Origin of the sequence: Streptomyces griseorubiginosus (assembly GCF_001514195.1) — a bacterium.
Taxonomy (GTDB): domain Bacteria; phylum Actinomycetota; class Actinomycetes; order Streptomycetales; family Streptomycetaceae; genus Streptomyces; species Streptomyces griseorubiginosus.
In genome coordinates, this window is record NZ_KQ948738.1 from 114,850 (window position 1) to 127,736 (window position 12,887).

A 12,887-nucleotide genomic window follows, 5' to 3' on the forward strand; every position below is an offset into this window, starting at 1 on the left:
CCTTGACCCTGCGGGAACCCGCAGCCTCGGTGCATGACGCGTGCGAAACGGATGCTGGTCGACGTGCGGCCGCTGCGGGTGGGCGAGTTCCGGCGGCTGTGGCTGGCCGGGATCGTGACCGGACTCGGAGCTCAACTCACCGCGGTCGTCGTGCCGTTGCAGATCTACGAGGTCTCCGGTTCGTCGGCCGACGTGGGGCTGGCCGGCCTCGTCGGACTCGTTCCGATGGCCGCGGCGGCGCTGTGGGGCGGGGCGCTCGCCGACCTGCGGGACAGACGGCGAGTGCTGCTGGTGACGACGATCGGCATCGGCGGCACGTCGTTGCTGCTGTGGGCGCAGGCGTGGGCGAACCTGCGGTCGGTCGGTGTGCTGTTCGTGCTGGTGGCTGTCCAACAGGCCCTGTTCGGCGCGAACTCCACGGTCGGCAGGGCCGTCACTCCCCGTCTGGTGCCACCCGAACTGCTCCCCGCCGCCAACGCGCTCCAGTCGACCGTCCTCCTGGCCGCCGGGATCGCCGGGCCGCTGCTCGCGGGCGGCCTGTTGCCGGTCGTCGGCAGCCGGACGCTGTACCTGGCGGACGCCATCGCCGTCTGCGCGACGGTGTGGGCCGTGTGGCGGCTGCCGGATCTGCCTCCGTACGACGGCGGAGAACGGCCGAAGGGAGCGGTACTGCGGCAGATCGGCGACGGCATACGGCTGGTGATGGACCGTCAGGTGCTTCTTCTGGTCTACGTCGCCGACTTCGCCGCACTGTCCCTCGGTCTGCCCACCGCGCTCTTCCCCCAGCTCGCCGCGGAGACCTTCCGTCCGTCGGACATCGGGGTGCTGTACGCCGCCGTGTCGGCCGGTGGTGTGCTGGCGGGGCTGTTCTCCGGGGCCTTCACACGGGTCGGCCGGCACGGTGTCGCGGTCGGGGTCTCGGTCGGCGTGTGGGGAGCGGCCGTCGCCGGGTTCGGGCTGTCCGGCACCCTGGTCCCGGCGGTGGCGTGGCTGGTGCTCGCCGGGGGCGCGCTCCTCGCGCTGGGGGTCTTCCGCAAGACCGTGCTCCAGACGGCCGTTCCGGACGGGATGCGGGGCCGGCTCCAGGGCATCGACACGGTGGTCGCCGTCGGTGGGCCGCGCGTGGGCAACCTCCTGCACGGCACGGTCGGCGCCGCCCTCGGCGTCCCGTGGACGGTCACGGGAGGCGGTGTCCTGACCGTCGCGGCGGCACTGCTGCTGCTCGTGCTCTTCCCTGGGTTCCGGCGTGCGGGCGGTCGCGGCGAAGCCCGCCGGGGTCCTCGCAGACCTCCTCACCGAAGTCGGCGAGGAGGTCCACATGGTGACGATGTCGCCCGCCTGGCTGCCGCACCGCGCGATCCCGGTGCCGCCCGCCGCCTCCCGGTCGGTCGGGCCGGCGCCCTCAGACGTTCCGCCGGTACTGCCCGCCCACCTCGAAGAACGCCTCGGTGATCTGCTGGAGGGAGCAGACGCGGGTGGCGTCCATGAGGACCGCGAACACGTTCTCGCCGCGCACCGCCGCGTCCTTGAGGGCGGCCAGGGCGGCCTGGGCCTCGTCGTGGTGGCGGGCGTGGAAGTCCCGTACGCGCTCCAGCTGGGACTGCTTCTCCTCCTCGGTGGCGCGGGCCAGTTCGACCACGGCCGGCTCGGCGGTGTCGGCGTGTGGGTTGCGGAAGGTGTTGACGCCGATGAGGGGCAGCGTGCCGTCGTGCTTGCGCTGCTCGTAGAGCATGGACTCGTCCTGGATACGGCCGCGCTGGTAGCCGGTCTCCATCGCGCCGAGCACTCCGCCGCGCTCGTTGATCCGCTCGAACTCCTGGAGGACGGCCTCTTCGACCAGGTCGGTCAGCTCGTCGATGATGAACGATCCCTGGAGGGGGTTCTCGTTCATCGCGAGGCCCCACTCCCGGTTGATGATCAGCTGGATGGCGAGGGCCCGGCGCACCGACTCCTCGGTGGGTGTGGTCACCGCCTCGTCGTAGGCGTTGGTGTGCAGGCTGTTGCAGTTGTCGTAGATGGCGATGAGCGCCTGGAGCGTGGTGCGGATGTCGTTGAAGTCCATCTCCTGGGCGTGCAGGGAGCGTCCGGAGGTCTGGACGTGGTACTTCAGCTTCTGGCTGCGCTCGCCCGCGCCGTACTTCTCCTTCATCGCCACCGCCCAGATGCGGCGGGCGACCCGGCCGAGGACCGAGTACTCGGGGTCCATGCCGTTGGAGAAGAAGAACGACAGGTTGGGCGCGAAGTCGTCGACCTTCATCCCGCGGGCGAGGTAGGCCTCGACATAGGTGAAGCCGTTGGCGAGGGTGAAGGCGAGCTGGCTGATGGGGTTCGCGCCCGCTTCGGCGATGTGGTAGCCGGAGATGGACACCGAGTAGAAGTTGCGGACCTGCTGCCGGATGAACCACTCCTGGATGTCGGCCATCATCCGCAGGCTGAACTCGGTGGAGAACAGGCAGGTGTTCTGGCCCTGGTCCTCCTTGAGGATGTCGGCCTGCACGGTGCCGCGCACGTTCGCGAGCGCGTGCGCGCGCAGCCTGGCCGCCTCCTCCGGCGCGGGGTCGCGGCCCTCCTCGGCCCGGAACCGCTCGATCTGCTGGTCGATCGCGGTGTTGAGGAAGAACGCCAGGACGGCCGGGGCCGGGCCGTTGATCGTCATGGAGACGGAGGTCGTGGGCGCCACGAGGTCGAAGCCGTCGTAGAGCGCCTTCATGTCCTCCAGGGTGGCCACGGAGACCCCGGAGGTGCCGACCTTGCCGTAGATGTCGGGGCGTTCGTCGGGGTCGCGGCCGTAGAGGGTCACGGAGTCGAACGCGGTGGACAGGCGGGTCGCCGGCTGGCCCTCGGACAGGAGCTTGAAGCGGCGGTTGGTGCGGAAGGGGTCGCCCTCGCCCGCGAACATGCGGGCCGGGTCCTCGCCGTCGCGCTTGAAGGGGAACACCCCGGCCGTGAAGGGGAATCGGCCGGGGAGGTTCTCGCTCCGCCAGAACCGTACGAGTTCGCCGTGGTCGGTGAAGCGGGGCAGGGCGACCCGGGGGATCTTGTTGCCGGACAGGGACTCACGGGTCAGCTTGGTGCGGATCTCCTTGTCACGGACCTTCACCACCTGCTCGTCGCCGGAGTAGGAGGCGATCACCGCGGGCCAGTGGTTGATCTGCTCCGTGATCTCGTACGGCAGCTGCCTGCGCGCCTCGGTCAGCAGGGACCGTACGTCCTCGGCGTCCAGGCCGGCGTCGGCGAGCTCGCCCTCGACGATCTCCAGCCGCTGCACCCGCCGTGCCCGCTCGGCCAGTTGGAGGGTCTCGGCGTGATAGCCCCGGACGGCGTCGGTGATCTCGGCGAGGTAGCGCACCCGGTCCGTGGGGACCACCTGGCGGATGCCGGAGGAGTGGCGTACGTCCACCGGGTCCAGCGCTCCCTCGGACAGCGGCAGGCCCCTGTCCGCCAGCGTGCCCCTGAGGTGCTGGTAGAGCGCGGTGACGCCGTCGTCGTTGAACGTGGCCGCGGAGGTGCCGTACACCGGCATGTCCTCGGGCCGCTGTCCGAACGCCTCGCGGTTGCGCACGAGTTGGCGTCCCACGTCCCGCAGGGCGTCCTTGGCGCCGCGCCGCTCGAACTTGTTGATGGCCACCACGTCGGCGAAGTCGAGCATGTCGATCTTCTCCAGCTGCGAGGCGGCCCCGAACTCCGGGGTCATCACGTACAGCGAGGCGTCCACGAACGGCACGATCGCGGCGTCGCCCTGGCCGATGCCCGGCGTCTCCACGACCACCAGGTCGAACCCGGCGGCCTTCACCACGTCGATCACGTCGGAGAGGTGCTCGGGCAGCTCACGGCTGCCGCGGGTGGCCAGGCTGCGGAAGAACACCCGCTCGCCGTCGAGGGAGTTCATCCGGATCCGGTCGCCGAGCAGGGCGCCACCGCCCCGGCGCCGGGTCGGGTCCACGGCGATCACGGCGATGCGCAGGGCGTCCCGCTGGTCGACCCGGAACCGGCGCACCAGTTCGTCGGTCAGCGACGACTTGCCCGAGCCGCCGGTACCGGTGATGCCGAGCACCGGTACGCGCCGCCCGGCCGCGGCGGTCCGCAGTTCCGCGCGGAACTCCGCTGGCAGCTTGCCGAGTTCGGCGCCGGTGACGGCCCGGGCGATCGCGAACCGGTCGCCGGCCAGGACCGCGGAGAGGTCGGCCGGCTTGCCGTCCCAGAGGTCGAAGTCGCAGTCCCGTACGACGGTGTTGACCATCCCGGCCAGGCCCATCCGCTGGCCGTCCTCGGGCGAGAAGATCGTCACCCCGCCCTCGCGGAGCCGGGCGATCTCCTCGGGCACGATGACACCGCCCCCACCGCCCACCACCCGGATGTGCTCCGCGCCCTGCTTGCGCAGCGAGGCGACCAGGTACTCGAAGTACTCGACGTGTCCGCCCTGGTAGGACGAGACCGCCACGCCGTGCGCGTCCTCCTCCAGTGCCGCGTCCACGACCTCCCGCACGGACCGGTTGTGGCCGAGGTGGATGACCTCGGCACCCTGCGACTGGAAGATCCGCCGCATGATGTTGATCGAGGCGTCGTGCCCGTCGAACAGCGCCGAGGCGGTGACCAGGCGGACGGGGTGGACGGGGCGGTGCAGATCGCTCATGGCGAGGCCTTCCCAAGACACGACGAAGAGCGGGGCTGAGAAAATAGTAGGACGTCCTAGTAAATTATCAGGGGTCGGCGTGCTGAAGAACACACGCCTCGCCGTGGGACCGGGATCAGTGTCCGGACCCGACGTCCGCCGAGCGGGCGAGCGGGGGCCCGGAGCCGCCACCGGGGAACACCGGGCAGCCGCAGCCGCTACCAGTGCGCCTCCACGTCAGGGCTTCGCGCCCGTCGCGTCGCGCAGCAGCGGTACTTCGCCGGCCTCGGACAGCCGGGTGCGCAGCCGTGCCGCGTCCTGGCCGGGCGGCAGCCCGTACGCGCGTCGGTACTCGCGGTTGAACTGGGTGGCGCTGACGTAGCCGACGTCCTGGGCGACCTGGGCCGCCGTGCCCTCACCGGTGAGCAGCCGCCGTCGCGCTTCCTGGAGCCGCAGGTGCTTATGGAACCGCAGGGGGCTCATGCCGGTGGCCGCCTTGAAGTGCCGGTGCAGGGTCGCCGGGCTCATCCGGGCCACCTCGGCGATCTCGTCGATGCCGAGCCGCTCGGTGCAGTGGTCGCGGATCCACCGGGCCGTCATACGGATCCGGGCGGCGGCGGAGTCGGCGAGCGACCAGTGGCGCAGTACGGGCCCGAGCGGGCTGCGCAGCAGGCGGTAGAGGATCTCGGTCTCGATGCGGGGCGCCAGGGGGCCGATGTCCTCCGGGGCGTCGAGGAGGCGGACCCAGCGGGTGACCGCGTCGACGAGCTCCGGTGCCATCGGCGCGGTGACCGCCGCCGCGGCGGGCTGTGGCGACGGCGGTCCGGTCGTCGCCAGCTCCAGCTGGAGGGCGGAGAGCGCCTGGTTGTCGAGCCGCATGACGGCGGCCCGGTAGGGCACCTCCTCGAAGGCGGCGGTGACCGGCAGGTCGAGGGTGAACAGCGCCATCGAGCCGGGCGGGGTGATCCAGCTGCGCTCGCCCGCCGCGGTGCGCTTGGCGCCGTCGGCGATGAAGCAGACCATGGGCTCGTACATCACCTCGATGGGCTCCATGATCTTGTCCACCGCGACCAGCGACAGTCGGGGCACAGCGGTCTGCGACCACGGCCCCACGCAGTGCCGCTCGACGACCCGTGCCAGTCCGTCCAGCATGAGAGGGACCCTTCGCCTGAGAGGATCAGGCAATCCTATGCGATCAGCGCCCCATGACGTCCGGGCACCGTGTTCCTAGCGTGGAGCCATGACTCAGCACCAGAGGAACCTCCCGCTCCGCAGGCTCGGCACCCAGGGTCTGGAGGTCGGCGCCGTCGGCCTCGGCACGATGGGCATGACGATGGCCTACGGCACCGCGGACGAGCAGGGCAGCATCGCCACCCTCCGCCGCGCCCACGAACTCGGCGTCACCCTCTTCGACACCGCCGAGCTGTACGGCATGGGCACCGGCAGCAACGAGCAGCTCCTCGGGCGGGCCCTCAAGGACGTCCGCGACGACGTCGTCCTCGCCACCAAGTTCGGCTTCGACCTGAGCGACCCGACGAAGCTCGGCGCTCTCGACAGCCGCCCCGAGCACATCCGCGAGGTCACCGAGAACAGCCTGCGCCACCTCGCCACCGACCACATCGACGTGCTCTACCAGCACCGGGTCGATCCGGCCGTGCCCATCGAGGAGGTGGCCGGCACCGTCGGCGAGCTGATCGCGGAAGGCAAGGTCCGCTATTTCGGTCTGAGCGAGGCGGGCCCCGACATCCTCCGGCGCGCCCACGCCGTGCACCCGGTGTCCGTGCTCCAGACCGAGTACTCGGTGTTCGAGCGGGCCGTGGAGCAAGAAGTGCTGCCCGTCGTGCGCGAGCTGGGCATCGGCTTCGTGCCGTACTCGCCGCTGGGCCGCGGCTTCCTCACGGGGGCGGTGCGGCCGGCCGCCGAGTACCCGTCGGACGACATGCGCAGCTGGGACGAGCGCTGGCAGCCCGGCAACTACGAGAAGAACCTCGCCGCCGTGCGTGAGCTGACCGCCCTGGCGGAGTCCAAGGGCATCGCGGTCACCCAGCTGGCCCTCGCCTGGCTGCTGGCCCAGGGTGACGACATCGTGCCGATCCCGGGCACGCGCAGCGTCCGCCGTCTGGAGGAGAACGTCGCCTCCGCGTCCGTCGACCTCACGCCCGAGGACCTCGCCCGGGTCCAGGAGATCCTCCCGCACGGCTCGGCCGGCTCCCGCTACCCGCAGAGCATGATGCCGATCTGGTAACGACAGGCCCGTGCCGAGTACAGAAGGAGGGCGGGCAACCTGCTCTCCTGCTCGGCGAGTTGCCCCGCCATCCCCGGTAGGCACGGGCTCGGCGGCCACGACGACCCCGGCGGCCATAACTCGCGAGCGATCTTCGTTCGTGATCCCTACGATGAGGGCCGAGAAAAGAGCCCAAGACAACCATCCGGCCGCCCGAGGGGGGAATGCCCTGCGGGGCGGCCGGGGTCGCCGATGCCAGGGACCGCTCCCCGGGCTGCGGTGATCTTCCTGTCCAGGAGGACGCCCCCGCATGTTCCGACGTATTGGCAACGTAGTCGTCCGACATCCCGTGTGGACGATCGTGGCCTGGCTCATCGCCGCCGTGGCGATCGTGGCCACCGCCCCCAGCCTGCCCTCGAACAGTGACGAGAGCAGCTTTCTCCCCAAGAGCTATGAATCCATCAAGGCCGCGGACATCCAGGCGAAGGCGTTCCCCGCCGCCTTCACCCCGTCCGCGATCGCGCTCTACCAGCGCACCGACGGCGGCAAGCTGACCGCCGCCGACAAGAAGGACGTCGAGCGGATCAGTTCCGAGCTCGGCGAGAAGAAGATCGACCAGGTGCAGAAGGTGGTCCCCGGCCAGCCGTCCTCGGACGGCAGGTACACCATGACCCTGGTCCAGATGGACAGCAAGAACGCGGGCCAGCCCGTGCAGGCCGACGCGGCCAAGGTGCTGCGCGACGACGTCAAACAACTCGTCAAGGGCACGAACCTCGAGGTCAAGCTCGGCGGCTCCGCCGCTCAGGCGCTCGACCAGCAGGACTCCTCCAAGCGCGGCGAGGCGCTGATCGGCATCGGTACCTTCGTCATCATCCTGGTGACCCTGCTGATCATCTTCCGGGCGCCGATCCTGGCCTTCCTGCCCCTGATCACCATCGGGCTGGTGTCCGCCATCGCCAACGGGCTGATCGCGTACGCCACCAAGCTGTTCGGCCTCCAGGCCAACAGCTCGATCTCCTCGATCCTGATCGTGGTGCTGTTCGGCGTGGGCACCGACTACTTCCTGTTCCTGATGTTCCGGTACCGCGAACGGCTGCGCCTGGGCGACGAACCGAAGCAGGCCATGGTCAACGCCGTCGACCGGGTCGGTGAGGCCATCGCCTCCGCCGCCGGCGCGGTCATCATCGCCTTCTTCGCGCTGGTCCTGTCCACGCTGGGCTTCCTCAAGCAGATGGGCCCGGCTCTTGCCATCGCGGTCACCGTCACCCTGATCGCGGGCCTGACGCTGATCCCGGCCGTCGTCTCGCTGATCGGCCCGAAGGTCTTCTGGCCGTCCAAGTCCTGGCAGCGGGAGCCGGAGAACGCCCGGTTCGCCGCCCTCGGCCGGGGCGTGCAGAAGCGTCCGGCGCTCACCGCCGCGCTCTCCGGTCTTGTCCTGGTCGTGCTGTCGCTCGGGACCCTCGGCTTCAACGCCACCTTCGACCTGGCCGCGGGCTCCATGCCCAAGACCAAGGAGTCGATGGTCGTCCAGGACGAGATGCAGAAGGCCTACTCGGCGGGTGCCGCCGCACCCACCGACGTGTACCTCTCCAGCACCGACGGCAAGGCGATCGACACGACGGTCTTCGACGCGTACGTGAAGAAGCTCGCGGCCGTGGACGGGGTGGCGAACGCCCGCCTGGCCCAGCTGAACAAGGACGGCAGCACGATCGACTTCAACGTGACGCTCAAGTACGAGGCGTCCACGGACAAGGCGATCGAGACGGTGGGCCGGGTCCGTGAGGTCGCGCACGCCGACGCCCCGCCCGGCACCGAGGCCGTGGTGGGCGGCATGTCCTCGATCTACAAGGACATCGACACCGCCGTCACCCACGACTACAAGACGGTCTTCCCCGTCGCCGCCCTGCTGATCATGCTCATCCTGGGGCTGCTGCTGCGCAGTGTGGTCGCCCCCTGGTACCTGATCGCCTCGGTCGGCCTGGGCTTCGGCGCCACGCTCGGTGCGACGGTCTGGATCTTCCAGGGCGCGGTCGGTCATTCGGGCCTGATGTTCATGCTGCCGGTGATCATGTATCTCTTCGTGGTCGCCATCGGCACCGACTACAACATCCTGATGATCGCCCGGCTGCGGGAGGAGGCCCGCGAGGGCCGGGAGCCGCGCGAGGCGGCGGGCATGGCCCTGCGGCACGCCGGTCCCACGGTGGCCGCCGCCGGGTTCATCCTGGCGGCGACCTTCGCCACGATGATGCTGGCCGGGAACGCCCTCCTCACCGAGATGGGCTTCGCGGTGTCCTTCGGCATCGCCGTCGCCGCGTTCGTCATGGCGATGTTCTTCACCCCGAGCCTCACGGCCCTGATCGGCCACGCCGCCTGGTGGCCGGGCCACGCCGACCGGGCGAAGGAACCGACGGCGACCCCGGCTCCGGTCTCGGGCGGTGAGCGGGACACGCTCGCGCACGATCCGGCGGGGCGCCGCAGCTGACCCCACCCCTACCGACGGCGGCCACCGGGCTCTACGGCCCGGTGGCCGCCGTACGTCTGGAGGCCCTCCTCGTCACCGACCAGCGGTCGACGTCCTGGTCAAGGACGGGGAGTGGATCGCTGATCATTTAAGATGCGCGCAGCGATCGCCAGGGGGACCAGTGAAAACTCGACGGCTGCACGGATGCCTCGGAACAGTCGTGGGGCTGGCTCTCGCGGCGGCCACCGCCATGCTTCTGGGCAGGGCGTGGAACGCCTGTGACGTGGGCGTCAACAACGCGGCCAACAGCACCTTCCTGATATGGCTCTTCATTCCGGGCCTCTGGGCGGTCCTGGTACTGGCGTGGGTCGCGGTGGGCGCTCTTTTCGGGAACCACCCCCTTGTCCATGCCCTCGCCCTCGCGGTGGCGCTTGCCGGTCTGGTCTGGTGCACCCTCTCGCTCTGGCTGGGCGAAGCCACCCCTGTGTGCCCCGACGGCGTACCCCCGTGGTGGCCGCGTCTCATCCCCGCACCGGGGTTCTGAGAAAGCAACCTCGCGGAGGCAGGCGAACCGGAGATACCGAACGGAGCCGCGTTTCCCTGACCTTCATCGCGGGATCACGTCCCGGGGCTTGAACCGGCGCGTGTTCCCACTAGCGTCTGCAGGTGTCCCGCTCCCCCACGAGTGAGGTGTCGATGTCCGCAAGGCATGTCCTCGCCGGCCTGGCGTCGGCGGCGTTGCTCACGGTCTCGGTCGCGGTGCCCGCCGGGGCATACGACGGCCGCCAACTGCCCGACCGGAAGGCCCACTTCGACCTCCAGGCCCACCGCGGCGGCCTCGGTATGACGACCGAGGAGTCCCTGGAGGGGTTCGGCAAGGCGCTGCGGCTCGGGGTGTCCACACTGGAGCTGGACACCCATGTCACCAAGGACCGCAGGGTCGTCGTCAACCACGACCGGCAGATCAGCGCGGTCAAGTGCCGTGACACGGCGCCGGTGACGCCCGACGACCCGATGTACCCGTATGTCGGCAAGTACATCAAGGATCTGACGTTCGCTCAGATCCGGACGCTGGACTGCGGTTATCAGCAACTGCCCGGATTTCCCGAGCAGGAGGTCGTCCAGGGCTTCCGGATGGTCGAGCTGAAGGACGTCCTGAACCTGGTCAAGCGCTACCGCGCCCGGCAGGTCACGCTGAACATCGAGACGAAGGTCGAGGCGGGCGCTCCCGAACAGACCGCGCCGCGCGGGCTGTTCGTGCGGCGCGTGTACGAGGAGATCCACCGCTCGGGCATCGAGAACCAGGTCACGATCCAGTCCTTCGACTGGGGCGCGCTCAAGGCGATGCACGAACTGGCGCCGAGGTGGCCCCTGGTCGCGCTCACCAACTACGACTTCCTCCAGGTCGGCCGACCGGGCGCGTCCCCCTGGCTCGGCGGGATCGACGCAGACGACTACGGCGGCGACTTCGTGAGGGCCGCCGCCACCGTCCCCGGCGTCAAGGCCCTCTCCCCGAACTACGGCTTCCCGCAGAGCGGCAAGGTCGGTGACCCCGGCTTCCGCTTCTACGCGGACCGCACGATGGTCCGCGAGGCCCATGCCCGGGGCCTCAAGGTCATCCCCTGGACCTGCGACGACCCGGCCACCGTGGAGGCGCTCATGGACATGGGCGTCGACGGCGTCATCACGGACTATCCCAACCGCGTACGGCAGATCATGGCCGACCGGGGTATGCGCCTGCCCCGGCCGTACCGGCCCCGCTGACGGAGGAACCGGCACCGACTCGTCCAGCAGCGTGATCCGTCGCCCTGTCCCCTTGACGTCCGCGGGAGCGACCAGCGAGACTCCAGACATGAATGTGACCGGTCACAACCGCAGTCCGGCGAGCATCCGTGATGTCGCCGCGGCCGCCGGGGTCTCCTACCAGACGGTGTCCCGGGTGATCAACGGCCACCCGAGCGTCAAGCAGTCCACGCGCGAACGCGTCCTCGCCGCCATCGACGAGCTGGGCTTCCGCCGCAACGCCACCGCGCTCGCCCTGGCCAGGGGCCGCAGCAGGGCCGTGACCGTGCTCACCGCCAACACCACCCACTACGGCTACGCCTCGATCCTCCAGGGCGTCGAGGAGTCGGCCCGGTCGGCAGCCTACTCGGTGGGCGTGGGGGTCCTCGAGTCGGCCGACCCGGCCGCCGTCACCGCCGAGGTGCAGCGCGCCGCCGACGCGGGCGGCGGACTCGTGGTGATCGCCTACGACCCGGAGGGCGTCCAGGCCCTGGAGGCGGTCCCGGCCGGAGTCCCGGTCGTCGGCATCGTCGAGACCCCCGCGAGCCCGCCCACGGACAACCGGCCGTGGGTGTGGACCGACGACCGCCAGGCCGCCTACGAGGCGACCCGGCATCTGCTGTCCCTCGGTCACGAGACCGTGCACTACGTCGCCATCCCCTCCAGCACCCGCCGCACCGGAGCCCGCACCAGCGGCTGGCGACAGGCCCTCAAGGAGGCAGGCGCCGCACAACCCCGGCCCGTGCAGGGCAGTTGGGGTCCGGCAGGCGGCCACGCGGCGGGGCGGAAACTGGCCCGGGACCCCTCGGTCACGGCGATCCTGTGCGGCAACGACGACCTGGCCCTCGGGGTGCTGCGCGCCCTGCACGAGGCCGGCCGCTCGGTGCCGGGCGAGGTCAGCGTGGCCGGGTTCGACGACGCCCCGCACTCCGCCTATCTGACACCGTCCCTGACGACCGTACGCCTGGACTTCACCGGGCTGGGCCGGGCCGCGTTCGCCCTGCTGCACGGAGTCCTGGAGGAGTCCGCGCCGATCGCTCCGCACCCCGTGTCCGTACCGGAACTGGTGGTCCGGGAGAGCACAGGGCGACCATCGGCCTGAACCCCTTGTCGTGCACCGATCAGTACCGGGTGTCCCACGCCGGCAGGGGCCTCGGCGCGGGACCTCGGCGCACCCAGCCGTACAGCACCACCGAGCAGAGAGCCGCGAGCGCGCACCAGGTCGACACGAACTCCAGCCGCCACAGCAGCCAGCACACCAGAGCACCCGCGCCGACGAGGATCCCGAGCACGGTGAGCCGGCGCTCGCCGGAGAGCAGCAGGGCGCCGACCGTGGCGACCAGGTAGCCGGCGACGAGGAGTCGGGCGTGGGGCAGTCCGATGACGTAGGCCATGGTGTGGCCGCGGATCTCGGCCCGGACCGGGCGGGTGGCGAGCCCGTACGCGAGGAACGCGGCCGTCGCCGTCCCCAGCAGGACGAGGGGGGTCACGCGGCGCCTCGCCCGGCGTGCGGAGGCGGACCACACGCCCGCCGGCACCCACAGCGCGAGGAGGGGCAGGGCGATGACGGCCCACGCCAGGGTGGCCGCACCGGTTCCGCCGCCCATGTGCCAGACCTGGGCCTCGACCAGTTGGTGAGCGCCGAGCAGCAGGGGCAGCGCGGCCAGCGGGAGGTCCCCGGCCCGCCGGGTCCCGGCCACACACGCCACCCCGACGGAGGTGATGGCGGCACCCGCCACGAGATCAGCTGTCGCACTCCAGCACATGACACCACCATGTCAGCACCGGGCACCGCACGTACGCGGGAA

9 protein-coding genes are annotated in these 12,887 nt (G+C 70.7%); 6 read left to right on the forward strand and 3 right to left on the reverse strand.

Annotation, left to right across the window (positions count from 1 at the left end; all coding sequences use genetic code 11):
- Window positions 1-33: 33 nt before the first annotated feature.
- Window positions 34-1,452 carry an MFS transporter gene (locus tag AQJ54_RS23305; RefSeq protein ID WP_248845420.1) on the forward strand — a complete coding sequence of 473 codons (1,419 nt, stop codon included), beginning with the start codon at window positions 34-36 and terminating at the stop codon, window positions 1,450-1,452.
- Here AQJ54_RS23305 and icmF read toward each other — a convergent pair.
- Both icmF and AQJ54_RS23315 read right to left on the reverse strand, forming a co-directional pair.
- Window positions 1,403-4,633 (reverse strand): fused isobutyryl-CoA mutase/GTPase IcmF, encoded by a 3,231-nt coding sequence (icmF, locus tag AQJ54_RS23310; protein ID WP_062240661.1) that lies wholly within the window; start codon window positions 4,631-4,633, stop codon window positions 1,403-1,405. The two genes, AQJ54_RS23305 and icmF, sit on opposite strands and share 50 nt — an antisense overlap.
- A 216-nt stretch (window positions 4,634-4,849) precedes the next feature.
- Complete coding sequence (locus AQJ54_RS23315; RefSeq protein WP_062026522.1) at window positions 4,850-5,764, reverse strand: AraC family transcriptional regulator; 915 nt, start codon at window positions 5,762-5,764, stop codon at window positions 4,850-4,852.
- Between the two features lie 88 nt (window positions 5,765-5,852).
- Here AQJ54_RS23315 and AQJ54_RS23320 point away from each other — a divergent pair, with 88 nt between their 5' ends.
- The 5 genes from AQJ54_RS23320 to AQJ54_RS23340 all read left to right on the forward strand — a co-directional run bounded on the left by AQJ54_RS23320 (window position 5,853) and on the right by AQJ54_RS23340 (window position 12,181).
- Window positions 5,853-6,857, forward strand: coding sequence for an aldo/keto reductase (locus tag AQJ54_RS23320; protein WP_062240663.1), 1,005 nt, complete (start codon window positions 5,853-5,855; stop codon window positions 6,855-6,857).
- Window positions 6,858-7,146: 289 nt separating this feature from the next.
- Window positions 7,147-9,318 (forward strand): MMPL family transporter, encoded by a 2,172-nt coding sequence (locus AQJ54_RS23325; protein WP_062240665.1) that lies wholly within the window; start codon window positions 7,147-7,149, stop codon window positions 9,316-9,318.
- 199 nt (window positions 9,319-9,517) lie between these two features.
- Complete coding sequence (locus AQJ54_RS23330; protein WP_062240667.1) at window positions 9,518-9,841, forward strand: hypothetical protein; 324 nt, start codon at window positions 9,518-9,520, stop codon at window positions 9,839-9,841.
- A gap of 152 nt (window positions 9,842-9,993) precedes the next feature.
- The gene (locus AQJ54_RS23335; protein ID WP_062240669.1) at window positions 9,994-11,061 is read left to right on the forward strand and encodes a glycerophosphodiester phosphodiesterase family protein; all 1,068 of its coding nucleotides are present in this window, start codon (window positions 9,994-9,996) and stop codon (window positions 11,059-11,061) included.
- Between the two features lie 88 nt (window positions 11,062-11,149).
- Window positions 11,150-12,181: a LacI family DNA-binding transcriptional regulator gene (locus AQJ54_RS23340; RefSeq protein ID WP_062026517.1), complete on the forward strand. Its 1,032-nt coding sequence runs from the start codon at window positions 11,150-11,152 to the stop codon at window positions 12,179-12,181.
- 19 nt (window positions 12,182-12,200) lie between these two features.
- On the opposite strand, the gene AQJ54_RS23345 is transcribed toward AQJ54_RS23340, so the two are convergent.
- On the reverse strand, window positions 12,201-12,845 hold the full coding sequence (locus AQJ54_RS23345) for a DUF6629 family protein (protein ID WP_062240671.1): 645 nt from the start codon (window positions 12,843-12,845) through the stop codon (window positions 12,201-12,203).
- Window positions 12,846-12,887: the final 42 nt, after the last annotated feature.

What these genes read in the sequence shown, in the direction of transcription:
- AQJ54_RS23335 (WP_062240669.1), top strand. Translation starts at nt 9,994, where the DNA reads ATGTCCGCAAGGCATGTCCTCGCCGGCCTGGCGTCGGCGGCGTTGCTC.
- AQJ54_RS23315 (WP_062026522.1), bottom strand. Translation starts at nt 5,764, where the DNA reads ATGCTGGACGGACTGGCACGGGTCGTCGAGCGGCACTGCGTGGGGCCG.
- AQJ54_RS23325 (WP_062240665.1), top strand. Translation starts at nt 7,147, where the DNA reads ATGTTCCGACGTATTGGCAACGTAGTCGTCCGACATCCCGTGTGGACG.
- AQJ54_RS23340 (WP_062026517.1), top strand. Translation starts at nt 11,150, where the DNA reads ATGAATGTGACCGGTCACAACCGCAGTCCGGCGAGCATCCGTGATGTC.
- AQJ54_RS23305 (WP_248845420.1), top strand. Translation starts at nt 34, where the DNA reads ATGACGCGTGCGAAACGGATGCTGGTCGACGTGCGGCCGCTGCGGGTG.
- AQJ54_RS23320 (WP_062240663.1), top strand. Translation starts at nt 5,853, where the DNA reads ATGACTCAGCACCAGAGGAACCTCCCGCTCCGCAGGCTCGGCACCCAG.
- icmF (WP_062240661.1), bottom strand. Translation starts at nt 4,633, where the DNA reads ATGAGCGATCTGCACCGCCCCGTCCACCCCGTCCGCCTGGTCACCGCC.
- AQJ54_RS23345 (WP_062240671.1), bottom strand. Translation starts at nt 12,845, where the DNA reads ATGTGCTGGAGTGCGACAGCTGATCTCGTGGCGGGTGCCGCCATCACC.